The organism is Sulfuricurvum sp., from assembly GCF_031427015.1.
Lineage (GTDB): Bacteria > Campylobacterota > Campylobacteria > Campylobacterales > Sulfurimonadaceae > Sulfuricurvum.
Genome location: NZ_JASJOW010000001.1, coordinates 25,496 through 50,126, shown reverse-complemented (window position 1 = coordinate 50,126; position 24,631 = coordinate 25,496). Strand labels below are relative to the sequence as shown.

The window sequence follows — 24,631 nt, the reverse complement described above, 5'->3', positions numbered from 1 at the left end:
AAAAACTACGGTAAAACCGAAAAACAAGAGTAGAATAAAAGTGATTAAAAGAGGTTTGTTAAAGCGTTTGTCCATTTTACACCTTTTGCTAAAAAGCCAAATCGATTTTATTAATAGTACCTAAACAGCTTCTTGATTTTACTGAACATTACACTTATTTTTTAATTTAATGCTACTAATCCTAAAACTTTATTTGGTTTGATTATAACGCATAGTATGATTTTTTTATTTTGTTTGAGGAGTGATTTATGGAAACTCATTTTATAAATGAACCGTTTAAAGCCTCATTGGATGCCGATAAAGAGTATTGGTACTGCACCTGCGGTCTCTCCAAAACCTTCCCCTTTTGTGATGGAAGCCATGAGGGAACGGAGAAAGCACCCATCAAATTTTCAGTCGATGTTGAAACCGATAAATGGCTCTGCCGCTGTGGAAGATCGGGACGAAAACCTTATTGTGACGGATCACATCAACAAGGCCTTTAAAGCACCCTCTCCATCAAATACGTTATCAACGGCAAGGTTATCAATGCTGCCAGAATTCCGTATCCTACCAGTGCGGCACTAAGTGCAGGAGCAAACCCCGCTGCAATTGCCAATGCTCCTGCGGTAATCATAGAAGGCATCCCCGATTCAAGTACGGCCGTTTTAAGTGCAAGCGGATCGGTTCCCATTGCTAATAAAATACCAAAGGCGATCAACGGCATGAGAATCAATTTTACAACCAATGCTTGAGTAAATAACCCATAATCAATTCCACCGCCGAATTTCATCGAATACCCGACTGAAATCAGCGCTAACGGGACAAGAGTAGCGGCAAGTATCTGAAGATAGGGGTGCGTAAGCGGAGGCATTTCTCCCCAAGTAAGGGCAAACAAAAGAAAGAGGAATGGGGGGAAGAGGAGCAGCTTTTTGACAATCAACCGTTTATGAAATGTCCCGCTCTCATATCGTGCAATCACTGCCGCACCGTAGAGGGAGAGGATTAAAAAGGTTCCAAACTGATCATACATCAAAACATACGCTATCGCCTCTTCTCCTAAAAGTGTATGGATGATCGGTATGCCGACAAACGACGTATTCCCAAGCGGTATCACAAGAAGTAGTGCCGCACGAACATGAGGAGGGTGGTTACGGGTCATCGCAATCACAATCGCAATCACGATCGGAAGTAGTAGCCAAGGGATAAGAATGACGCCAAGCGCGGAGAAATCAAAATGTATCTTAGGAACTTGAAGCAATACCGTTGCAGGTAAAGAGACATAAATAACAAAAAAATTAAGGCTTTTCGCAAAATCGACAGGAGCATCCGCTTTTTGAAGAAGTATTCCGATTAACAACAATGTTATGATAAAAACAAACTGCTCCATTTACGGCTCCGATTAAAATTGTCGAAATAGTAATCCTATACCCCTTTTAAACCTCTAAAAGGTACAATAGGGATAAAAAAGATGGGTAAAAATCCTAAATGAGTACGCACTATACCTCCCCCAGAATATCCTTTACGACTATACTCAAATGGCAATTGTCAAAATTCTGGCGTAAACGATCCACAGAAGATTCAACGCTCCCTGTCGTTACACAAGAGGGACTTCCCGATGGTGAATATGCTCTTTGGCTAGGACATGCAAGCCTCTGGTTAAAGATTGCGGGCACCACCGTTGCCATCGATCCGGTTTTGGGAGATATCCCGCTATACCGTCGAAAAAGCCCTCTTCCCCTCCCGAAAGATCAACTTAATGCTGATGTCATTCTCATCACTCATGCCCATTACGATCACTACGACAAATCCTCCATCGCCTATCTACTCAGACAAAATCCACAAATGATTATCGTCGCACCGGCAGGGTTTTGGCGTTATCTGAAAGGGAAAATTGATCGGGAACGATGTTTTGAACTGGAGTGGTGGGAATCGGTCATGGTGGGGGGACTTTTCATCACCCTGACACCGAGCAAGCATTGGAGCAAGCGAACTCCCTATGACACAAATAAAGCACTGTGGGGGGGATATGTGATCCAGAATGCCGAGCACACCCTCTATCATTCAGGTGACAGTGCCTACGGAGAACATTTTAAGGAGATCGGAGAGAAGTTTGAGATTGATGAAGCTTTTTTACCGATCGGAGCCTATCGTCCTGAAGCGATTATGAAACATAACCATCTCAATCCTCCCGAGGCGCTTGAAGCTGCCTGTGATTTGGGGGTTAAAACGATAATACCGATCCACTACGGCACGTTTATCCTCTCGGACGAGCCGATTGATGAGCCCATCGAATGGTTTGAAAAACTTATCCGATCGGTATCTTATCCGTTTCATCCACACATACTGCGTGTGGGAGAAATTTATCGCTTCAAAGAAATATCAACATTCAAATCAACTTGATCACGTACCGTTAAAAAAACCATTTTCGGAGGAGTGATCCCAAAATCGGACATTTTCATCGTACTTTTGGCTTTGATACGTACCTTAGAAGCTTCTTCGCTAAGTGTCCCCTCAAAACTCATCGGTTTCGTGACGCCATGAAGGGTCATTGAACCTTTGAGGATGACGTTATCCCCCCCTTTAGCCACAACCTCTTTGACTTCAAAGACCGCTTTAGGAAAAGTAGAAGATTCCAATGTCTCTTGCATATTAGTATCACGTTTTTTATTATCGCTTACCAAATCAGACATAGATACTTCAATCGTCCCTCTCAACGTTGCGGGAGCCGTATCCATTGACAAATGCGATGTTGCTTTTTTTGCAGTCGGATCAATCGTAGAATCGCCGAATACTTCGGTATGTGCTTTTATACTTCCCGATTCAAATGCCAAATTACCCGCAAATGCAGAGGCAGCCAATAAAATTGCTGCCAAACTCACTATTTTTTTCATGTTACTCTCCTAAAATAAAATGGATACATCACGGCAAACGCCCCCAATACCAAAACAACGATCCAAAGCTGATGATGCAATGCGATAGCATTAGCTGCAGATGCCGCGATCCAGCCGACTCCGATCATAGAGAGTCCGATTATACGGATATCCCCTGTCTGAATAAGCTTATGAAACAACAAAACATTATAATACGAAATGACAATCGGATAGACAACGGCAAGTAATATCGGCTCTTTTATCCAGTACAGCAGATAACTCACGGCAAAGAGCCCTAAAACAACACGAACTTGTCGCAATAACTCATCTCCGTAGCGGTAGGCTAAAAATACCCCAAACAAATGTGATGTAATGATAAGAAGGGTATATTCACTCCAAATGTCCATATCTCCTGATCGACTCAATGTTTCAAACAATGCCGAATCGGCAAAGATCCAGAGCATCATTACTCCGATTAGCTGCCACGGAAAATTGACATGTTCAACATGAACTACATGTTTTAGATGTGCAAATCGTAGAGCCGCAACAGAGATAAGAGGAAGTATTACCGCTATATCGTCACGTTCTACGTAAGGATATGTATAAAATGCCGTCCCTACCGCGTAAGAAATTGCCAATCCTAAGGAGAGCTGAAACTTGCCCTGTGATCCGAAAATATAAAGAAGTAATGGGGTCGTATAACCGACAACAAACCCAAGTGCTAACAACATTCCTAATGAGTAATTAGGATAGAACCACGAAATCATTATCTGGACACCAAATAAAAAGCAGAGTTCCTGCTTGAGTCCGTGATGACGCCAAAGTGCACTAAGTAAGCTCCCTATAACCCCTCCGATAGGAAGTGTGTAGAGGTCATGGATATGAGAGTCAAATGCTCCGACTACTCCGGTTTGGGCAATCAGAAGATAATACAGAAGCTGTGAACTAAGGACAATTACGAGCAAATTCACTCTCTACCCCGTAGCACCAGCCAATATACCAATGCAAAACCAGCATCATATAAAGCTACAAGAAGGGCGATTCCATCTAATATCCCCGCCAGATAAAGGGCAATAAATACCGAAGCACATACCGCACGTACCGAGGCGGTAAACTCCGCAAAATGATAAGGATCACGGTGGAGTCCATACCAGTGTGCTAACCCCGTCCCAATCATAAAAGCAAATACAATGTACTCATACGTCCCGCTAAAATGAAACCCGAGCAACGGAAACAATGCCGCACCTGCGAGGATGAGGATCACCCCGCCCCCCGCATCACTTAAAAATCCGCTCAGATGGTAGAGTTTTAGCGGTGAATCGAGTTTAAATTTAATTCTCTCATACGTAATCCAAAGCACCATTCCTACCAGCAATGCACCGATCAGCGCACGCGCTCCCAAAAACGGCTCAATCGCTCCGCCAAACCCTCCGGCTTCGATCACTCCGGCTATCGTTAGAACGAGTGCCATCAGTGCCATTAACACCGTCCATATGATTGCATACACACGGCGAAACAGATTCGGTAAAAGGTAATGAAGGATCGACAGCGCCATAAATGCCACCCCAAGCCCCATCGCGATATGCGCATGCCCTACTACCAAATCATTGCGGTGAATCAATGCCCGAAGTTCAGGGATAAAGAGAAAATTCCCTTGAAGATCAACAAAGACAAATGCCCAAATCGAGAGGATCAGATACGGATTCGTTTTAAAACTCACCCCAGCGTCACGGAGCCATACCCATAACAACGGTAAATAGAGCAGAGTAAGATATTGAAAAAACCACTCTTCGTTATAACTCAAACTATGAAAGAAATTGCGAATAATCAGTGACAACGCATAACCGGCTAAAGGGACGATCCAGAGCCAATGCCAGCGCGGCTTAAACTCTTGTGTTGCCACAAGTTTAATCAGAAGATAGTAGATCGGGATCAGAGTAAAACTCATCCCCAATGTATTATCCCCATGAGGCCCCACAAGGGTCTGCTCCACCTGACCGTAATCAGGATTCATAAGGACTACCAATGCAATCGGGGCGGCGATAACAGCTGCGAGCGAGACATTAACCCACAAAGGGCGTTTCTCGTAGCGGCGCAGTGCATCGACGAGGGCGAGGAGATAAAACAAACCGCTAAATGCCAGTAAAAAGTTCAGCTGATAGGGAAAATCGTAAAACGGCAATCCTCGAATGTTCCCAAATAGCAAAGCCATCGTCATTGTGAGTAAAAAGAGGTTCCAAACGACGAAATAACGGCGCAAATGAGCTATTGCGGTTTCGGACAAAACTCCCTCTTTCTGAAACAGGGCAAACGGTAACAGCGAGAGCATCAACGGGAAAAAACCGTACAACATCTGCGAAATATGGAGCGACCGTGCACGCTCAGGAGAGAGAAGTGTCATAGAACCGTCCAGTCCAAGCATCTCTAGGGCATAAACCAACCCCGCAAAAAGGCCTAAAATCAACCATACAAAAGCTAAAGGAAGCTCATCGTTTATGAATTTGCTTAACAATGCCATCCTCCATTTCAATAATGATATCTGCATAATCGGCTATTTTTTTATCATGCGACGCCACGACAAAACCTGTCCCCTCAGAAGCAAAGCGTTTAAATAACTCATACACCCCGAGTGCATTTTTCGTATCCAGATTCCCCGTCGGCTCATCGGCAAAAACGACTGAGGGACGGTTGATAAGGGCGCGGGCAATCGCGGCACGCTGACGCTCACCACCAGAGACCTCATCGCTGTAACGCCCTCCTAGTTTCTCTATTCCAAGTTCTGAAAGAAGTGGATCAATACGTGTCGTATCCAATGCTGCCAATGCCACATTTTCACGCAAAGTCAGATAAGAGATCAAATAATGGAACTGAAATACAAACCCGATATTGGTACGACGGAAACGATCAATACTACCAAGTTCCTGCAAAAGCTTACCGTCGTATCGAACCGTGCCGAGTGATGGCTGAAGCAGCGTTGAAAGAATAGAGAGAAGGGTTGTTTTTCCACTTCCGCTCTCACCGATTATAGCGATAAAACTTCCTGAGAGGATCTCGATATCGACACCGTTTAAAACTTTCTCGTGAGCGTAAAAATGTTCCACTCCGAACGCTTCGATTTTCATGCGCCACCTCGCTGAATCAAACTCATCGGATCGATACGAGAGGCATAAAGGGCAGGGAGAAATGTCCCGATAAGAGCCATCGTTACCGAAACGATAAAAACATTAATCATAAGTACCGCAGTTATCTCACCGTTGATATAACCTTGAAATTTATCGGCATGCTCAATCAGTTCCAAGATTCCAAGAGAAGCACCTAATGCTACTCCATAAGCAACAAGGGCAATGATGAGTGTCTCGCTCAACAGTTTAAATATAATCACGCGCGAGGAGAGCCCGATGGAGCGCATAATCCCAAACTCTCCCTTACGATCATTAACCACCATACTCATCATACTGACAATCCCCAAAATACCCATCAAAAATGCCATTGCACCGATTACATCCGAGCTGGTTTGGATAATTTTAAACTGATTGTAGGAGTCAATAAAACTCTCCGTAGTTTTTGCTTCAATATCGCCGCTCAATACATTTATCTGCGTTACAATAGCTTCACTTTTCCCTAAATCATTGAGACTTACAAGAAAAATAGAGGCACTTTTATGAAATAATTCTCCCGCATCGGAGAGATTCATCACGACTCCGCCGTCTTCAAATCCGATACGACTTTTAAATACCCCGCTGACAACAAACTCTTTTTTGGAAAGAACAATCGTTTTCGGATGTTTGAGGGTCTCAAAAATTTTTGAACCTAATATCACTTCATCCGCCCTAGGATATCTCCCCGATGCAAGAGTATAACTGTCGTATCGATTATCACTTACCCCGTAAATAGCGACAATAGGGAGTTTATCAACCGGAGCAGCTCCTAAAATAAGGGCACTTGACTCTTTTACCCCTGTGATTTTTCGAATCTCTGCACTCAGTGAGTTATTAATATCACTGAAAAAAGTATCGGCGATCCCTTTTTGGGTCACAATAATATCACCATCGGTTTTAAGCATTGCGCTGTACATGCTCACGACTCCACCCGATATAGCGCTGATAAGAAAAATAGCGGAGATGGAAACACTCATACTGATAAAAATGAGTGCTGTTTTAAAGCGATTTTTACGTAGAGCTTTGAGCGGTGTAATCACTGCTCAATCGCTTTTTTAAGTTCAGCCGGCGTAGAGATAAACTCCACTTTCGTCAGAAAGTTCCCCCGAAATTTCATTACGGTAATTTTATCCTCTTGCGCGGGAAAGTTTAATCCCTGCTCTTCATCTTGGATTAAAAGAACCGTATGGGTATATTTACGCATTTTCGGCAGTGCGAAACTCTCAGTGATAAATTTAGGCATTTGGCTGATATCCGCAACAAAAGCTGCTTTATTTTTTGCCAAATACCCTTTCTCTTGCACGGTAAGATACTCATTTACCGTAGCACCCGTCCCTTTTTCAAACGCCATAATAAGCGTTTTCGGCATCGCTTTGAGGGTATAGCGCTTTCCAAACTGATCGTTCAAATCCAACGGCATAACCGATTGACCTACTTTATAAGGAGCTGCCCACATACTGAGTGCTACAAATAGTAAAATGATAACCTTTTTCATAATAAACCCTTATAACTTAGTGAAGTGACGAAAGTATAAAGGAAAAAAGGATAATTAACGGTTAATGCGTCAGCTTACTGAGTAGCTTTTCTAATTCCGTATGCTGTTCAAGTGTAAGGGCGAAACCCTCGTCCATTACTTTGTCAAGGTGGTTCATCTCGGTCAAAGTGATCCCGAACGGATCTTTTTTCGCCACTTTGCTTCCTCCAGAACCAATAACAACATTATCCAGTTTTTTGGAGCTGTGACGGATAAAATAGGTTAGAAAGTATCCGCCGGAGTGATCTTTTTCAATCGCAACCACAACACGTGCGGCATTCGAACCGTTCCATGAGAGATCCGGTGCAATGATTTTAAAATCATCGACACTAAGATAGCCGACGTATACTTTTGTATAAATATCATGATAGCGCTGGGTTGCGGCTCGACGGAAGAAATCAACATCCATCGGATCTTTTCCTCTCAGGGAACGGAGCATCCACGAGAGTGTCGCATAATATTTAAACGCCGCAACTTTTAACTCTTCGGCATGCGCAATCTTGGCACTCTCGACACGAATCATCGGGGCACGCTCGGACTTGGAACTCAAACGTTCCAAAATATGGCGTGCACTGTAAGGTTTTGTCAGCCATACCGATGCATACGGAGGAAGATCAGAGGTTCCCGTTGCCCCTTCATTTAAAACCAAAAGGGCTTTGACGCTATAGCGAGGGAAAAGAACCTCAAGCAATGCCCGTTTTTTACGAAGCCGTTTTTTCAGATTGCTCACCGACTTAACGAGGGTCATTTCAACAAAATAGAGCTCTTTATCGGTGAACAAGAGACCGTCAAACTCTCCGATCTCTTTGTGACGGGCACGATAAATAATCTGCCCTTTCCAACTCACCGAGAGAGCATCGCTCATTGCACGGGTGCGATTTTTATGCGGTCCTTTGATGATAAAACTTTTAATTTTAGGTTCGTTAGCGGCATAACGGAGAAGCTTTTCGTAGATATAGTTCTCATACACTTCCCCCTCAAACGAGCGAAATGCGCTGATGTACCCCTCATCTTCCATCGTCAATCCCTTCGCTTCAAGAGAGAGAAGATGATCTATGTTATAGTCATAATATAAAAGATTATCACCGAGTTCTGCATCACCCTCAGGGATAACGGTATGGTCGAATGTTAGGATGGGAGCCTCTTTTGGCGGATTAGGGTACTCTCACAAATACCCGCTAACATTTTACCTTATTTTTGCCCTAACACTACTCTAAAGATCATCGTGATATACTTTATTTATGCAAAACCGACCGACCGAAGATCAAATCCGTACTCAATTCGTCACTTCGTTGATGGAATACTTTAAAATCGAAGAGGACATTAACCTCCGCGCGCACGTCGCCGATTTGGTACGTACTGTTCACCCTTCACAATACCGTGAGTTTTTTCGCCGCTTATCCCTTCGGGAAATGCCCTATAAAAACGGCTTTGAAAAAATCGCCCTCATTGCGGAAGAGTTCGAGACTCAAGCACTCACCCCCATCGACCAAGAAGCGCAAGAGCGTGCAGAAAACTTATACTCTCTAATGTACGATATCAGACGGGATGTGAGCTTGGTAAAAGACGGTGAGAAAAGTGCGTTGGAGCGGTTTGAGGCGATCCGTTTTACGTCGATCAAACATCTAAACCAAGAGAAACCTTTACTCGATGAAACCGATATCAATGTCGTCAAAATACTTACCAAACGGTGGATTTACGACTATGTCTCGCTAGATCGAAGTCTCTTCTCCTCACGTGTTACCCATGAATACCGTAACGAAATACTCCGCCGTGAGCGCTCCAGAAATGAAACGCTCTCTGCACCGCTTAAAACCAAACTCATAACATCGGTTAAACGTACATGATTACCCTTCCGGCAGCCCTGATCGATCGAGAGGATTTGAGCTTGATGGAGCGCTCCCTCATCCCTCTCATCGCCCGTCACACGCAGCAATGGGGAGATAAGCCGCGCGATATTGATGCCGCTACCCTTGCACAAGCGCTCCGCCACAGCCCGAGAGAAGTGATTGAAGCCCTCGATAGTATGGTTAAAAAAGGGGTGCTAAAGACCATCCGCCGCAAAAGTGCTCAAGGGGTAATGATCTATTACACCTTTGTTCCGATTGAGACCATCACTTCTGCACTCCTCTCTCTCACCCCAAGAGAATACAGTGACAGCAACTACTATCTCAATCTCAGCAACGAGGCCTATGAGGAACTACACGTATTTGCGTTAGAGCTCTGCGACAGAGAAGGATTACGGCGAGAATTATTCGAGGATTTTAATCTTTATCAACGTTCCAAAAACAACCGTTCATTTGATTGGTGTGCCGAATTCGAGCGGTGGGTGCGCAAAGAGGTCGCTTCCAATGCTCCGGTTGTAGCTTCGGCGCAAGCTCTCGCAGAGACTAAACCCTCTACCGAAGAATTCGAGATGGCACAATATTTCATCCGCCACCTCGCCTCTATTGATCCGCAATTCGAAGAACCGTTTGATGTGAAAAGCTGGGCGGCTCAGATCAAACTCCTAATCGAGACAGGCGGCTATACACTGCTTGATATCAAATCGGCGATTGATTGGCTCTTTAGTGCGAAAGGAGATTGGTTCCGTCCCAATGTTCCCGATGCCTACCACTTGCGTAAACACTTCAAACGGCTTATCGCCCATACCCGATCATTTCGTGACGGTAAACCCCGTCTTCCTGATGGGATCGATTTGTTCGATCTTTACGAGCAAATGTAACGTCAATTAAGAATAAACTCTATACGACGATTTTTTGATCGCCCCTCTTCATTCTCGTTTGAGGCAACCGGATTGGCATCCCCCATCCCATTAACACTCATAATGCTCGAATCAATCCCTAATGTCATAAGATAATCTGCTACTATTTTTGCACGTGCCTGAGAGAGGATAATATTTGTCGCATATTGTGCTTTAAGCCGTTGCGGAGGAATATTGTCCGTATATCCATTGATTGCTACCGATTTATAGTTACCTGCTTTAAAACTTTTTGCCCATTCTCGCAAACGCTCTTTTCCCACTTCACTCAAGGCAACGACCCGACTCTCAAATAACTGGAAGTTTCTGAAATACGGTGCAGGTGAAAGTGATGAGGCAACCTGTTTTTCAGGAATCAGCTTTTCAACGGCTGCGGCTGCTGCTTCTACTTTCGGTTTAGCTTCCGTTTTTATTTCCGCCGCAATACTCACCGCAGGCACCTCTTTAATCGGTTGTATCGCCTCAACTTTTTCCGCCTTGGAGATAGGTTTCATCGGCTCTGCCATCGCGACACTCACCGCACTCTGCCCCGGCTTTAATTTTTCCAACTCCATCATCACACACGCCCCTTTGACATCGTGTGCGGTGAGGGTATAGGTATTTCCTTTTCGCTGCCATAGCGGATTCTTAAGCGGCTTAAGGTCTTGATCTAACCCCTGATATTTTCTCACACCGTACCCTTTTGGTACATTGACGGTGAGGATATTCTCTGCCGTGACGCAATCAGGGCTCCCTTTACAATCTCCCCCGCTGAGAAGAATTTTGACGATACCGTTCTCATCGGAGACTAAAAAATCATCTCTCAATGCACGTTGAAGATAGGAGTAACGATCCGTATTCGCAAAAGAGAGTTTCGTCATCCCCTCTTTTGTTTTTTCTATACTATGACTCGCGGGACGGACATAAACGATTCGATTTGAGTCAAACCCTTTTTCAAACATAAAACCGTAGTTTTTATTTTTTTCGCCTTGATAATTAAAATGGAAAATACCCTCCGAAAAATCAGCCTGCGGATAAAAAATCATCTCCGATACATCCGCTGAAACACTGCTCCAGCTCAACCATAACCCTAGTAATCCGACTGCCATTTTAGTTTGCATTATCACCTCACTGTAATAAAGGGATGATACAATAAATCAAACCAATTTTTGGTTAAAGGAGTACCAATGAATCTACTCTCCCTTTTTCTAAACCATACCCTCACAACCGCCACCGTACAATACGCGCTCGATCTTACCCTCGTACGAGGAGTGGAAAACGGCTATTACGGAAAAAATAAAACATTGCATGTCGTATTGTCGCCGTTTGGGGTTCTGACCTTAATCGCCGAAGAGAAAAAAGAGATACTCGATGCCCTCTCCTTGCTCAACATTGCATTGGATTTGCAAAACCTCATCACCCAAGACTATCCGATCCGTATCGATCCGCAATTGAGTACACTTTTTGAAGTAACCAATGAAGCCATTACCTTGCGTGAAGCCTCGACACTGAATCTCAATGTTATTGCCCTCGCGATTTCCCAAAGCGTCGGATTAGAGCACTATGAAAAACGACTTGATACCCTCTTTTCCCAAAGTCGCCGCATCGTCGAATCGATCCATACCTTCTCCATCAGCCGCCGTTCCCATCTCATGCAATTTGCCAAACGCCTCGCCCTTACTCGCCATGATATGGTAAGTAATTTACTGCTACTCGATAAACCTAATATCTTATGGGACGATGAAGAGGCGGAAACCTTATACAACCGTTTGGCCTTTGTCCTCGAACTCTACGATCGTCACGAAATAGCTCTCTCAAAACTCTCTCAGATCAAAGAAGACGTGATGCTTGTCATGGATATCATTAACCACAAAAAGAGTGAATTTTTAGAATGGATTATCATCATTTTGATTGCTGTCGAAATCGTGATGGGCGTCATTGAATTTATCCGCTAAAGTAAACCGCAATAGCACCCAATAGGTTTTATGCTACAATAATCTTAATCTACTTTGGAGGTGATCGCATGATGAAAAAATTAGTTGTTTTAAGTGTGTTAGGGGTATCCGCATTAATGGCTGCTGACGGAGCTAAACTTTACGGTGCGAAATGTGCCGAATGTCACGGAGCCAACGGGAAAGACATCGCGATCTCAGGTAAAGCGATCGCCGGTGACGCAGCGGCACTCACCAAGCTTTCCGGCTACAAAGCCGGAACTTTCGGCGGCGATCAAAAAGCAACCATGCAAGCCTCTTTGGACGGTTTAAGCGATGACGATCTAAAAGCTATCGCGGGACACGTCGGTACTCTAAAATAGAGCCCCTTAAGCGGGGCGCGTTTCACAAGCAATCGTTCGATTGCGCCCCATATTTTTCGCCGCGTACAGTGCATTATCGGCACGTTCAACCGCATTGTGTAAAGTATCTTCGCAGCTTACTTCGGTAATTCCGATACTGCACGTAATTTGTCCCACATCGTCAAACGATGTTGATTCAATCATATTCCGAATTTTTTCCCCGACATGATACGCTTCTTCACATCCCGTATTTCGAAGCAGTAAAACAAACTCTTCTCCACCCCATCGCGCGAACAAATCCGCTTCACGAACTGTTGCGACGACTGAAGCAACAAAATTTTTCAGGACATAATCTCCGATATTATGCCCATAGGTATCATTCACCTGTTTAAAATGATCTAAATCAATCATCATTAATGAGAGTTGCGTCACCTGACGTTTCGCATTGGAAAGCTCTTGGGAAAACAACTCGGAGAACATATGACGATTATGTATCTCCGTCAAAGAGTCTTTTGTCGCCAATTGGGTTAAATGCCGGTTTTTTTGTTGAAGAATTTGGGTAATTTCCTCAAATTGTTTAAAGTGATCTTGCATGAGCTGAGACCATTTCAAATAGGTACGCGCGATCAGGTCCTGCTGAGTTACAATCCCCACAACAGCCCCCTCGTCATTCGTTACAACGATTCGTTTAAAATGACGGTTACGCAAATATTCAAGCCCTTCATGAATCGAGACTTTTTCACTCAGCATTTCAATCGGAGTAGACATTACGTCACTCACAACAACGGAAGGGTTAATCCCCTCACCGATAAATTTTATAATATCTTTGGAGGTGAGGATACCTATCGCCTGTTTATCTTCTTGAATAATGACGCAATCACTAAGTGAGTCTTTCATGAAACTCAATACTTCCGACATAGCCGTAGAGGGTGAAAAACTTTTATATCCGTATTTTTTTTCAAAAATAGTCGATATCTGAAGTGATTCCAAAATAACTTGCGGATCGACGCTGGCAACAATATCACTGTTGGTCACCAGCCCGTACAGACTCCCGTCTTTATTGCACACACAAATATGTTCATCGATATCATTCGTCAGATTGAGGGCATTAATAATATTACTCTCTTTATCGATTAAAGGAAGCGCACGGAGTTGAATTTGAGAAAGCGACGTTGAAAAACAGACCCCTTCGAGCTTAAGGCGAATAATGTCTTTGGTCGTAATAATATAATGAAGCGTTTTATTAACGACAATAATACTGCGATGATTATGTTGATGCATTTTGTTTAACGCATCTTGGATAGTACCATGGATATCAACCGTAATTACATCGGTTGTCGCGATCAATCCAAGAGTGGGAAAAAACATAAACACATCTCCTCAGTTTAATTATTTTGATTATAACGATTGAAAACCAAAAAAGAAATCAAACCGAAAATCGAGTTTAATATTAAAATTATATATAACATTATACAATCTGTAAAATTACTTAAGGATATCGTGCTCCCTATGAGTTCCTGCAAAATCTTTGCCCGTCGTATCGGTAACATTGTTACTCTCGCCCACCGTTGGTTTATACCCATCGCTTAGCCACTGATGGAACTATTGGCGATATCCTCACTTGTTATCGTGTTAGCCCTTTGGGTCGGGCACTCCATCTTTCTCAACCGTCGTCTTATCGAAAGTCAAAAAAGATATCTGCAATTTTTCAGCGACTCTCCCGTCGCCCTTATCGTTGTTGATCGCCATTATAATATTATAGAATGGAACCAAACCGCCGAAGCGATTTTTGGATGGAACTATGATGAAGCGGCAGGGGAGAACATCATCGAGTTTATTGTCCCTATTTTTGATAAAGAACACGTCACCTCCGTACTTCAAAAAACCTCTCTTGAGGGGGTAAGCTACTCCAAAAACTATAATGTTACGAGATACAACAACGAAATATTTTGTGAATGGCGCAATCGCCGATTAGAGGGCGGCAAGGGAGAGATCCTGTGTATGGCCCAAGACATTACCCTCTCCAAAAAAACACTCGATGAGCTAAATAAGCGCTCCACTGCACTTGAAAGTGCCGGGGATGCTATTTTCTATACCGATGAAAAAGGGTTGATCGAGTTTGCTAATCCAAGTTTTTTTGCCCTCATGCTTAACGATCAAGATCATCTATACGGTACCCATATCGGCAAATATCTTTTTAAAGAACGGCTTACGTTTAATTCTCTCCTTTCCCAATCTAATGGCCATACATGGAGAGGAACGGTTACGAAACCTTCTGCAAACAAAGAAAAAGTTCTCAGTGTCACCATTACGGCGATTTATCATCACAACCGTCTTATCAGCTATGTTGCGAATCTGCACGATATAACCCATATCACCTCACATGTTGATGATCTCACCTATCGAGTTCAACATGATCCACTTACCGGAGCAACGAATCGTGCCACACTCAATGATCGATTAAAGCAGGCTATCAGCCGATCAAAACTGCTCAAAGAGAAAATAGCCCTCTATTTTATTGATTTAAATGACTTCAAATTAGTCAATGACCGTTATGGGCATGAAGCCGGAGATCGATTACTGCAAGATGTCGCACAAAACATTCAATCTAGTCTGCGCAACAGCGATACGGTTTGCCGTTACGGCGGAGATGAATTTATCGTTATGATTGAAGCCGTCAACGACGAGAAACATCTACGCAATATTTATGAAAGTATCAATACTGCCATCAGTGAACCGATTTATGTGGATGAAAACACCACCCTTCATGCCCGTGCAAGCATCGGAATGGCGCTCTATCCGGATGATGCGCAAGAGGCTGAAACCCTGATCAAAGCAGCCGATATGGCAATGTATGTTGTCAAAAAAGAGAAAAATCTCAAGGGACGCGAACCAATACTTTGCGCTGACAATCACAGTCACTAAAATAGACCCATTGTTCCTGATAGACCGGTTGCGGGGCATAAACAATGGGAGCACTTTGAACATAGGTCACTCTTTCCCGTCGCGGCTCGGACAACGTATATCCGAGAACACCTCCGATAACCAAAGGGACCACCCAGTTTGAAGCGTGATAGTGGGAAACTTTTGCATGTCTAGACGGCTCATAATGGCTTCTTCCTCTATCATGGTGACCGGCATATACACTTGAAGCTGCAAGGACGGTAGCCGCCATAACCGCTACCCAAGGATGTACTGTTTTCATAGGGAACTCCTATTTTTAAAAGATAACAGTATCATGACAAAGAAGTGTGAAGCGATTGTGAATGGCCAAATATTCGCTAAAATAGCACTACTTATCGGAGGAATACAATGCGCCTACTCACCCTTTTCACCGCTTCGGCTTTTCTGTTTTCGCTTCTTTGGGGAAATCCGCAATGCTACCTCGAAAGCTATCCCGACCTCGTCGCCTCTGCGGACAATAACACTCTCCTTCTCAAAGACGGAACACGCTTTCCGTATCATACCGACAGTGTCAAAACCTCATGGGACGATAAAATAAACAATGCCGATCTTGCTACGCAACTCTCTCAGCGTTACGATGCAGGGGGAAGCGAGACCCCGCCTAAGTATCTGTTCGATCCGGGACGCTTACGCTACCAACCGTTTTTTCAAGCCCTCTATGGCAAAAATAAAAAAGAGATCGAAAAAAATATCGCCACCATTAGTTGGCCAACCCTTAAAGGTTCCGTAAAACTTCCGGTTACTAAAGTAGGCGGAGTGGATAAAAAACTTTACGCAATCGGTCAAGAGATCGCTAAACTACCTAAACGTGATCGTATTTGGGCGGAGGGGGCAACCACGTACTGCTACCGCGTCATAAAAGACACGGATCGCCTCTCGATGCACAGTTTCGGGATTGCTATCGATCTCGCCCCCACTACAACACAATACTGGAAAGACGAAGCCCCCTCAGAAACGGCTAAAATCGGTTATAAAAACACTATGCCTCTCTCCATTGTCCGTATTTTTGAAAAATACGGTTTTATCTGGGGGGGGCGATGGTATCACTACGATACCATGCATTTCGAATACCGTCCGGAGCTTCTTGCCCCTTCTTGTGTGGAGAAAGTAAAATAACATTATGAACCCATGGATGGCAATTGCGTACGATGAAGCGCTAAAAGGGATGGAAACTACCGAAGGCGGGCCTTTTGGAGCGGTAATCGTCCGTAACAATGAAGTGATCGCACGCGCGCATAATGAAGTGCTCATCTCTCATGATCCTACCGCTCATGCCGAAATTCTTGCTATTCGCCGCGCTAGCGCACTATTAGGAAAGCATGATCTTTCCGAATGTATCCTCTATACGACCTGCTATCCCTGTCCGATGTGTCTTGGGGCCATCCTTTGGGCTCGTCTATCAAAAGTCTGTTATGCTTCGACCACTCAAGAAGCCGCCGCCGCAGGATTCGAAGATACCCATTTTTATAAAGCCCTCAAACATCCTAAAACAGCAATCAACCTCGAAGTAGTTGACCCGGAAACGGGCAAAAAACTTTTATATTTATGGCACATTAAAGAGGATAAAGAGTTTTATTAGCCGATAAACTCAACCACTTTTTCTACGGGACGACCGATCACTGCTCGATTTGCATCGATTATAATCGGGCGTTCGATGAGTTTCGGATGTTCTGCTAATAAATCAATCAGTTTTTCTTCATCCGCTATTTTCGCAACACTCAACTCTTTGTACAGATCTTCTTTGGTGCGCATTAACTCCCGCGCCGAAATACCTAGTTTTTTTAATAAGAGAGTAATTTCTTCACGTGATGGCGGAGTATCGAGGTATTTAAAAACCTCGAATCTACCCCCTTTTTCTTCCAATAGCTTTAACGCTTCACGTGATTTTGAACATTTTGAGTTATGCCAGATTGTTATCATAAACGTGTCTTTTTTTTAGGCGTATTATAGCCGATTAGTTACATCAAAAAAAACTTAAATAATTTTATTAAGTAGTTAACACAAAATTAACACTAACTGTTCATAATCGTAGCTACAGAAATTACTACTTAGGAGAAACGAAGGAGAAAACAAGACAAAGAAGCCGACCGACACTCCGCTCGCCCTATGAATTGGACCTCTCAGGCAAGCGGAAAACGTATTGCATAGCAACGCCAAAATTATAACGTCTTTTTACGCTATTTCTCCGACGTTGTCGTGCATATACACCTTATTTAAACAGGAAATATATGTTCGATACTCTCTTTCAACATCTAAATTTCCTCTTTAAAATACCTATAACACTTAAATCTCATAGGAGGATTTTATGGATCTGTTAGGATTTTATCCCTTATTTTATGTTCCCCAAATTGGTTCAGCATGGCTGATGGGTCTTACGGGAGCTATACACATTATGGCATCGCACACATCCGTCGGTGCCGCCCTTTTATTCGCATTTTTAGCCTATAAAGCACAAAAAGAGAACCGAACCGATTTGTATGATTATATGAAGCGGTACGGGATGTTTTTATTGATCTTTTCGTACGTTATCGGCTCAATTACAGGACCGGGTATTTGGTATACGGCAACAGCCGCCAGTCCCAGAGGCATCAGCGCACTCATCCATAACTTCGTATGGGTATGGGCTACGGAGTGGGTGTTTTTCGTCTACGAAGTACTCGGTGTTTTTGCATTGATCTATTTTATGGATAAAGTGGATCGAAAAACCCATCTGAAACTCACCTATACCTTTGCGATTGCTTCGGTCGGAACCCTCGCACTGATCATCGGTATTATCAGTTTCATGATGTGGCCGGGGACAGAAGCATACTATACGACAGGCTCTGCCAGTGACGCGTTTTTCGGTACCAACACCTTCCCGCATATGTTTTTACGGATCGGGTTCATGATTATGATGTCGGGGATCATCGGGATGATTATCTCCTCCGCAATGCGTAAAGAGAACAAAGAACTCTCCGAAGAACTGACTCAAAAAATGGGCTGGGTGAGTTTGCTCGGCGGATTTGTCACCGTATTTTTCTTTATGTGGTACATCGATACGCTCCCGGCAAATGCCCATGCACTTTTGGGAATGGCAAAAGATTCGATCATTATGAACCGTGTCATTTTGGCTATTTTATTCTCGATCTATTTCTCTATCGCAATTATGAAACCCCAATGGGTTACCAGAACGCTTGCCATTACGATGATGTTTGTCATAGGTATCGTAGGGGTTTGGCCGGGTGAAAAGCTTCGAGAAACAATGCGTAAACCGTGGGTTGCAGGACAATATGTGTATAGCAATCAAATTATCGGCAGAGATGTCCCGGGAAAAGGGATTAAAAGCGAGGTGGATCTCATCGCAACCCAAGGGTTACTCAACGTCAATCCATGGATTCCTGATCGTCTACGCACTATTACGCCCGAAAACAAACTCGAAGTCGGAAAACTGCTGACACGCATTGCCTGCTCCAACTGTCATTCATTAGACAAAGGGGGACTCTATCGACCGCTCATGACACTGGCTGGGCCGATGGGCGAAGCGGGAATTAAAGACTATATGAAAAATGTAATCGGCACAGGATCAAGCCCCTACATGCCAAAAATTGCTCTTCCGGATGAAGAGTATGATGCGATAGCGGCCTACATCGCTTCGCAAGCGAAATAAGGAGCTAAAGAATGGAAATCTCAACTTTCGTAAATGTAATGAGAGACTCTGCGGGGATACCCTTTTATCCCGTCGTGTTTCAAGGACTCTATGTTTTAACATGGGCTCTGCACGCCGCCTTTGTTTTATTGGCACTCGGTTCTATGGGACTTTCGATTTACGGAAGCACCCAACAAAAGAGTAATCCGTATTGGAAAATATTGACCCCTCACCTCATCATGACGGGAAAAATAAGCGTCTCGGTTCTTATCGTTTTAGGGGTTGCCCCCCTGCTGTTTACTCAGGTCATTTATGATTCAGGCTGGTATGTGGCAAATACCCTCTCCGGCGCATGGGTTTTTATCTTTATCTATGCCCTCGTAATCGGGTATATGATGTATTATTGGTATCAATACGCGAATAAAAAAGGCTCCTCAGGTAACACCCTCATCGGTCTTATCTCTTTTGCCATCTTGGTATTTTGCGGTGTGTTAATGCACAACTTCGCCGTTGAAGCGATTTCGCCGACGAAATGGATGGAGTGGTATGCCCCTAACGGTGTCGTTGATAATGCGGGGTGGAATATGCATCTCGATCTTCTTCGTCTTGGGTTCATGGTGAGCTTGATGATTCCGGTAACAGGCATTTTCATGCAAAACTACAGCCGCTTTTTGAGTACACGCGAAGATTTCGAACCGAAATATTTGGAATTCGTCACAAATCTTGGAACCAAAATGGCGGTGATCGGTTTGGTTATCAGTGCTGGATTGTTCGCGGCATGGATGCTAAGAGAAAATCTCTTGCTTCATCCTCTCTCATTGGCTACGGTTATTTCAGTTGTCATGCTCCTTGTATTGGCAGCGAAAAATACAAATAGCTATATTACGACGGGAGTTCTTGTCGTTGTAGCGCTATTGATCTCCGGTGTCCGAGAGTTGATCCGATATAACGTTATGTCCGGTATCGGATACGATCTGTACGGATATCCGATGAATTTAGAGTGGGAAACTATTATTATGTTCTTGTTGACGTTTGTCGTCCTCGGATTTACCGGAATCGCTTTTATTTTAACCATGGCATGGAAAGTCGGTAAAACCAAAGGAATTTATACTGCGGTTGAAGGTTCAGCCGTATCCCGACTCGCCAATGCTTCATTGACACTGTTTATCCTGTGGATACTGGTATATTTCGGATGGGGGATGGTCGCCCTGTTTAAAAATACAATGGGAGCCTAAAAACTTTATCTATCAAGAAGCCATAATGGCCTCTTGATGTTTTCATACGAGAGCCTTACTTGCAAAATCGACCTCCTTAAAGATTTATACCATTTAAGGCTCTCGTATAAAAATGATTTTTGCTTCTTTTCTAAAATATTAATATATTCTTATTTTTATTATTTAACACAAATGTAACACTTCTTCTTCATAATCCCACACTTTAATCCTAAAATTTAAGGAAGTGTGATGGTAAATACCCGCCGAATTACGCATTCTCTCTTACTCTCCGCTCTCATTGCAAGTTCGTGTTCTGGGGTTGAAAATCTCGGAATTATCGGAATTGATTCGACTACGATCGATGATCGTTTTCACCCAACACGTACCGAAGTCTCTTCAACCTCCGCAATCGATGGACAAAAAGTCGATGAAGCCCATATTGAGAATCTTCAACAGGTTCTTCAATTGATACCGGGAATTACGAGTGAAATCAAATCGGGTGACACTCTAAAAATTCATATTCGCGGTGTAGAAAATCAGCGCTATATGGGCGAAAAACCGGGGGTTGCCGTCGTAATCGACGGTGTTCCGGTGTTTGAGCGAACGGGAGCTGTCAATATCGATCTCGATAACATCGCTTCAATCAAAGTGATTAAGGGGGGAGCCTCGTACCTTTTCGGAGACGATGCCCTGGCCGGAGCCGTTATCATCACCACCAAAAAAGGGGCGATCAATAAATCAATGGCGGCTTCTGAATTTGGCAGTTTCGGCTATCAGAAACTCTTAGCCGAAACCTCTTTTGCTAAAGACTCCTTTAACGGACGGATCCAAATAAGTGAACGTAAAAGCGACGGTTATTGGGAAGATTCTGATTATTTATCGCGCTACGCAAACGGAAAACTCCAGTACTACATTGATGATACAAGTGATCTTACTTTCGGACTAGAAGCGTCTCAGCGGGAAAAAGATTCGCACGGTACGGTAGAGGGGATGGTGCAAGCGCTCACTGACCCAACCAGTGTAGAAGGGCGTGACTATTCACGAATGTACGATGTCGATCTTCTTAAACTCTTTCTCACTTACGCTAAAGATTTCGGAAATAACACCAACCTCCTCGTCAACGTATATCAATACGGAGACGATACCAAGTTTGTGAGCTCACCCCAAAAATACAGTTCCACCGGTGCTGTCGTGACCAATGCAGATGCCTATACCACCCTCAATGATTATCATCAAGCCCAACGCGGAATCAAAAGCGAATACCGAAGTAGCGGAGAAAATCTTGCCTATATGATCGGTGCCGATATTCGCAACAACCTTTATGAAAACAAAACTTCTTATCTAGTAGATTTTAAAACCAGTGCAGCATCGCCCACCATCTATCGTGCCGGAACGATCACCGGAGACAATGAAACCACGGAAGAGGTCTATGCCCCTTATCTCGAAGTCAAAGTACCTCTCAGTGAAGCCACTACCCTGACGCTAAACGGCCGATATGATAACATCCGCCTAGATTACGATGACCGACTTAATTCCCTCAAACTTAAAAAAGATTTTGACGTTTATTCTCACCGTATCGGCGTGTCACATTCACTCAACGACACAACAACTCTCTTTTTTAGCCGCTCTACCGGTTTTCGTGCCCCCTCTATCGATCAGCTCTTCAACGGATCGATTACCCTAGATTCTAAAGTACTTAACAACCCCGATCTCAAACCGGAACAAGCAATCAATTATGACTTAGGAATTCGAGGAAATATTCCGATACTGCATAATGCCCTCACCTACGAAGCGACTCTCTTTTTGCTTGATCGTAAAGATTACATCATGTCCTCGATTGGACAATACACCGCTGCAACCACCACTAACCCACAAAAATACGAAAATATCGGCGGTATGCGTAGCCAAGGTTTAGAACTATCTCTCCAAAGTGACCCCAAAAGAACCTTCTCTTTTGATTTGGCTTATACCTACTTGGATGCCTATTTTACACAATACAACAATTTTTACCTCGGACTTGGAAGCCCTTATCTGCCCACGTATACGCAAGTTCATTATGACCTAACGGGCAATACCGTTCCACGAACATCGCATCACACTCTGAATTTAACCGGCAATTACACTATAACCCCGTCCACAGTATTAAGTACCGAATGGACTCTCAAATCAAGCTACTACGCCGATGAACTCAATCAGCTCAAAATGCCCGGATACGGCGTCGTCAATTTACTCGTAAAACATGCTGAGAAATGGGGAAATCTTACCTTTGATCTGTTTGCCCGTGTCGATAACGTCTTCGATAAATTCTATTTTAACACGGCACGCAGCAGCGGAGATCGTGATTACAACAAAATTTACAATGAAGAAGATTTATCTCTTACCGTCAATCCGGGCCGAGTCTATACGGCAGGTTTGTCAATCAAATTTTAAGGAGTTAGCATGAAAAAAATACTGTTATTGCTCCTCACGGCTACAGCCTTGTGGGGATACGGCGACGAAGCCATTTATTGGGCTCCGCACGGATGCGATGAGGGGAAAGCAACCGCTTCCAAACATGGCAGTCACGGCAAAGGGGAGAGTGCAATGTTCGCACTAATGAACAGTGATGCGAACGCTTCGGCTCGCCTCATCCGCCCCAATCTCTCCGAAAATAATTTGACATTTACACTCAATACGGTAATGTTGCCTAAACCTCCGATGGGCGGGTACTATGCCATGGTGGCAGAAGGTACAAATTCCAACGGGAGCTACAGCGCTATCCGTTATCTCACCCTTCACGGTCGTCCCGCAAAAGTTTCTCCAACCAAACTGACCGCACTCCCTAAAACTGGTTTGGAGATCATTCCCGATCCTCTGCACCGTGAGCATGACCGCTATACTGCCTCAAAATCGTACCGTTTTCTCCTCCATTTTCAGGGAAAACCGCTCATTAATACCGCCGTTACATTAGAGACGCATGATACTCCGGCTCAAACGTATACAACGGATCAAACAGGTGCATTTTCGATCACCCTTCCGAATAATTTTAAAAATGTTAAAGTAGAACGTAGCGAAAACAAACCTTCTGAATTTCTCCTATCAACGCAATACCGCAATGGTGAACACCTCTATAAAAGCACTCTAACCATGCCCTATTCACTCAATCCAAACGATTTTTGGCAATCGCAAACCTATGGAGCCGGAGCAATCTTTATCGGCTTTTTAGGGGGATTATTCCTCTATGGACGTACTAAAAAAGGGGCTAAAAATGGATAAATTACTGACCCTCACGGCACTGCGCCGTGTTGTACAACTCACCGCTTTTGTCTTTTTTGTCTATGGCGCTATGATTTTCGCCACTTTTTATACGGATGACAAACTTACCCAAGCACTTCCAGCTCTCTCATGTGCCTATGACATGAAGGGGGGAGACTACTGTGCCCTAATCCCTCTACAACATCAGATGGATCACCGTGTCTCCACCCTTTTTACCCAAAATACAGGGGCGTTGGAAGCATTGATGGGAACATTCATCACCGTCGCTACCGTTGTTATTTTGATACTTATCCTCAACAAAGCGTTTTGCGGATGGCTCTGTCCTCTCGGATTCTTCCAAGAGACGATCACCATGATCGGTACGAAACTTGGACTTACCCAGCTTACGTCACTAAGCCGTGAAACGATCACTAAAATCCGCCCGATCAAATGGTTTATTTTCCTTTTTCTCGTCCTGATTTTCCCGCTTCTCACGGGGATTGGATTTTTAGGACATGAGTGGGGCAATCCGTACTGTTCCATCTGCCCCAGCCGTATTATGACAACCGCCATGACGGGGGATATGTCTCAAGTTTATATCTCTCAGGCCAACGGAGGCTACTTTGTCCTCTCCCTCATCGCCGATACGCTGTTCGGACTAATGATAGCCCTCGCCCTCTTCGTCCGTCAGCCGTTTTGCCGTATCTGCCCGATTCTGCCGATGCAAACCTTGTTCAAAAAAATCGGTCTTTTACGCCTCGTCAAAAATGGCAATTCCCACTGTGATACCTGCTCAAGCTGTGTCAAAGCGTGTCCGATGGACATTTACGAAATTCAAAACCAAGCCGAAAACAAAAATATCACCCATAGTGATTGTACCCTCTGCGGACGATGTGTCGAGTTTTGTCCTCATGATGGGGTCATGAGCTTCAAATACGGTCCGCTTACACTTTATAGCTCTTCCAAAGAGGGGTTCAAAAAGCGAACCAAAATCGATAAATGGTGGAAGGGTTAAAG

The 24,631-nt window shown here is 43.9% G+C and carries 26 protein-coding genes; 14 read left to right on the top strand and 12 right to left on the bottom strand.

Annotated features, from left to right (window positions below; genetic code table 11):
* The first annotated feature begins 248 nt into the window (after positions 1–248).
* Complete coding sequence (locus tag RMO68_RS00270; RefSeq protein ID WP_310438723.1) at positions 249–485, top strand: CDGSH iron-sulfur domain-containing protein; 237 nt, start codon at positions 249–251, stop codon at positions 483–485.
* Here the strand turns inward: RMO68_RS00270 and RMO68_RS00265 are convergent.
* The gene (locus tag RMO68_RS00265; protein WP_310438722.1) at positions 482–1,369 is read right to left on the bottom strand and encodes an AEC family transporter; all 888 of its coding nucleotides are present in this window, start codon (positions 1,367–1,369) and stop codon (positions 482–484) included. The two genes, RMO68_RS00270 and RMO68_RS00265, sit on opposite strands and share 4 nt — an antisense overlap.
* 98 nt (positions 1,370–1,467) lie before the next feature.
* Between RMO68_RS00265 and RMO68_RS00260 the strand changes: the two genes are divergently transcribed.
* Positions 1,468–2,382 (top strand): MBL fold metallo-hydrolase, encoded by a 915-nt coding sequence (locus RMO68_RS00260; RefSeq protein ID WP_310438721.1) that lies wholly within the window; start codon positions 1,468–1,470, stop codon positions 2,380–2,382.
* Here the strand turns inward: RMO68_RS00260 and RMO68_RS00255 are convergent.
* The 7 genes from RMO68_RS00255 to RMO68_RS00225 form a co-directional block, all read right to left on the bottom strand.
* The gene (locus RMO68_RS00255; RefSeq protein ID WP_310438720.1) at positions 2,343–2,873 is read right to left on the bottom strand and encodes a YceI family protein; all 531 of its coding nucleotides are present in this window, start codon (positions 2,871–2,873) and stop codon (positions 2,343–2,345) included. The two genes, RMO68_RS00260 and RMO68_RS00255, sit on opposite strands and share 40 nt — an antisense overlap.
* On the bottom strand, positions 2,870–3,823 hold the full coding sequence (locus RMO68_RS00250; RefSeq protein WP_310438719.1) for a hypothetical protein: 954 nt from the start codon (positions 3,821–3,823) through the stop codon (positions 2,870–2,872). The genes RMO68_RS00255 and RMO68_RS00250 overlap by 4 nt, the downstream gene beginning before the upstream one ends.
* A complete protein-coding gene (locus RMO68_RS00245; protein WP_310438718.1) occupies positions 3,820–5,370 on the bottom strand; it encodes a cbb3-type cytochrome c oxidase subunit I in 1,551 nt (516 codons plus the stop codon). Before RMO68_RS00245 ends, RMO68_RS00250 begins: the two co-directional genes overlap by 4 nt.
* Positions 5,339–5,974 carry an ABC transporter ATP-binding protein gene (locus RMO68_RS00240; protein WP_310438717.1) on the bottom strand — a complete coding sequence of 212 codons (636 nt, stop codon included), beginning with the start codon at positions 5,972–5,974 and terminating at the stop codon, positions 5,339–5,341. The genes RMO68_RS00245 and RMO68_RS00240 overlap by 32 nt, the downstream gene beginning before the upstream one ends.
* A complete protein-coding gene (locus RMO68_RS00235; protein WP_310438716.1) occupies positions 5,971–7,050 on the bottom strand; it encodes an ABC transporter permease in 1,080 nt (359 codons plus the stop codon). The genes RMO68_RS00240 and RMO68_RS00235 overlap by 4 nt, the downstream gene beginning before the upstream one ends.
* On the bottom strand, positions 7,047–7,505 hold the full coding sequence (locus tag RMO68_RS00230) for a hypothetical protein (RefSeq protein WP_310438715.1): 459 nt from the start codon (positions 7,503–7,505) through the stop codon (positions 7,047–7,049). The genes RMO68_RS00235 and RMO68_RS00230 overlap by 4 nt, the downstream gene beginning before the upstream one ends.
* A 61-nt stretch (positions 7,506–7,566) precedes the next feature.
* Positions 7,567–8,562 (bottom strand): hypothetical protein, encoded by a 996-nt coding sequence (locus RMO68_RS00225; RefSeq protein WP_310438714.1) that lies wholly within the window; start codon positions 8,560–8,562, stop codon positions 7,567–7,569.
* A gap of 223 nt (positions 8,563–8,785) precedes the next feature.
* Here RMO68_RS00225 and RMO68_RS00220 point away from each other — a divergent pair, with 223 nt between their 5' ends.
* Positions 8,786–9,391, top strand: a complete 606-nt coding sequence (locus RMO68_RS00220) for a hypothetical protein (protein ID WP_310438713.1) — start codon at positions 8,786–8,788, stop codon at positions 9,389–9,391.
* Positions 9,388–10,269: a hypothetical protein gene (locus RMO68_RS00215; RefSeq protein WP_310438712.1), complete on the top strand. Its 882-nt coding sequence runs from the start codon at positions 9,388–9,390 to the stop codon at positions 10,267–10,269. The genes RMO68_RS00220 and RMO68_RS00215 overlap by 4 nt, the downstream gene beginning before the upstream one ends.
* A gap of 2 nt (positions 10,270–10,271) precedes the next feature.
* Here RMO68_RS00215 and RMO68_RS00210 read toward each other — a convergent pair whose 3' ends face one another.
* On the bottom strand, positions 10,272–11,405 hold the full coding sequence (locus RMO68_RS00210; RefSeq protein WP_310438711.1) for an OmpA family protein: 1,134 nt from the start codon (positions 11,403–11,405) through the stop codon (positions 10,272–10,274).
* A 66-nt stretch (positions 11,406–11,471) separates the two neighbouring features.
* On the opposite strand from RMO68_RS00210, the gene RMO68_RS00205 reads away from it, so the two are divergent.
* Together RMO68_RS00205 and RMO68_RS00200 are read left to right on the top strand one after the other, a co-directional pair.
* On the top strand, positions 11,472–12,239 hold the full coding sequence (locus RMO68_RS00205; RefSeq protein ID WP_310438710.1) for an RMD1 family protein: 768 nt from the start codon (positions 11,472–11,474) through the stop codon (positions 12,237–12,239).
* Positions 12,240–12,307: 68 nt separating this feature from the next.
* Entirely contained in the window at positions 12,308–12,598 is a 291-nt protein-coding gene (locus RMO68_RS00200; RefSeq protein WP_310438709.1) for a c-type cytochrome, read from the top strand.
* A 6-nt stretch (positions 12,599–12,604) separates the two neighbouring features.
* On the opposite strand, the gene RMO68_RS00195 is transcribed toward RMO68_RS00200, so the two are convergent.
* Entirely contained in the window at positions 12,605–13,945 is a 1,341-nt protein-coding gene (locus RMO68_RS00195; protein WP_310438708.1) for a diguanylate cyclase, read from the bottom strand.
* Between the two features lie 228 nt (positions 13,946–14,173).
* On the opposite strand from RMO68_RS00195, the gene RMO68_RS00190 reads away from it, so the two are divergent.
* Positions 14,174–15,502 (top strand): diguanylate cyclase, encoded by a 1,329-nt coding sequence (locus tag RMO68_RS00190; protein WP_310438707.1) that lies wholly within the window; start codon positions 14,174–14,176, stop codon positions 15,500–15,502.
* Here the strand turns inward: RMO68_RS00190 and RMO68_RS00185 are convergent.
* Positions 15,456–15,782 (bottom strand): hypothetical protein, encoded by a 327-nt coding sequence (locus tag RMO68_RS00185; RefSeq protein ID WP_310438706.1) that lies wholly within the window; start codon positions 15,780–15,782, stop codon positions 15,456–15,458. The genes RMO68_RS00190 and RMO68_RS00185 overlap by 47 nt on opposite strands.
* Positions 15,783–15,889: 107 nt before the next feature.
* Between RMO68_RS00185 and RMO68_RS00180 the strand changes: the two genes are divergently transcribed.
* Positions 15,890–16,657 (top strand): M15 family metallopeptidase, encoded by a 768-nt coding sequence (locus tag RMO68_RS00180; RefSeq protein WP_310438705.1) that lies wholly within the window; start codon positions 15,890–15,892, stop codon positions 16,655–16,657.
* Positions 16,658–16,661: 4 nt separating this feature from the next.
* Positions 16,662–17,120: a nucleoside deaminase gene (locus RMO68_RS00175; RefSeq protein WP_310438704.1), complete on the top strand. Its 459-nt coding sequence runs from the start codon at positions 16,662–16,664 to the stop codon at positions 17,118–17,120.
* On the opposite strand, the gene arsC is transcribed toward RMO68_RS00175, so the two are convergent.
* Entirely contained in the window at positions 17,117–17,461 is a 345-nt protein-coding gene (gene arsC, locus RMO68_RS00170; RefSeq protein ID WP_310438703.1) for an arsenate reductase (glutaredoxin), read from the bottom strand. The two genes, RMO68_RS00175 and arsC, sit on opposite strands and share 4 nt — an antisense overlap.
* Before the next feature lie 385 nt (positions 17,462–17,846).
* Here arsC and RMO68_RS00165 point away from each other — a divergent pair, with 385 nt between their 5' ends.
* From RMO68_RS00165 to RMO68_RS00145, 5 genes are all read left to right on the top strand, one after another.
* Positions 17,847–19,187, top strand: coding sequence for a c-type cytochrome (locus tag RMO68_RS00165; protein WP_310438702.1), 1,341 nt, complete (start codon positions 17,847–17,849; stop codon positions 19,185–19,187).
* A gap of 11 nt (positions 19,188–19,198) precedes the next feature.
* Complete coding sequence (locus tag RMO68_RS00160) at positions 19,199–20,401, top strand: hypothetical protein (protein ID WP_310438701.1); 1,203 nt, start codon at positions 19,199–19,201, stop codon at positions 20,399–20,401.
* 228 nt (positions 20,402–20,629) lie between these two features.
* Positions 20,630–22,810: a TonB-dependent receptor gene (locus tag RMO68_RS00155; RefSeq protein WP_310438700.1), complete on the top strand. Its 2,181-nt coding sequence runs from the start codon at positions 20,630–20,632 to the stop codon at positions 22,808–22,810.
* Positions 22,811–22,819: 9 nt separating this feature from the next.
* The gene (locus RMO68_RS00150) at positions 22,820–23,635 is read left to right on the top strand and encodes a hypothetical protein (protein WP_310438699.1); all 816 of its coding nucleotides are present in this window, start codon (positions 22,820–22,822) and stop codon (positions 23,633–23,635) included.
* Entirely contained in the window at positions 23,628–24,629 is a 1,002-nt protein-coding gene (locus tag RMO68_RS00145; RefSeq protein WP_310438698.1) for a 4Fe-4S binding protein, read from the top strand. Before RMO68_RS00150 ends, RMO68_RS00145 begins: the two co-directional genes overlap by 8 nt.
* The last annotated feature ends 2 nt before the right edge of the window (positions 24,630–24,631 follow it).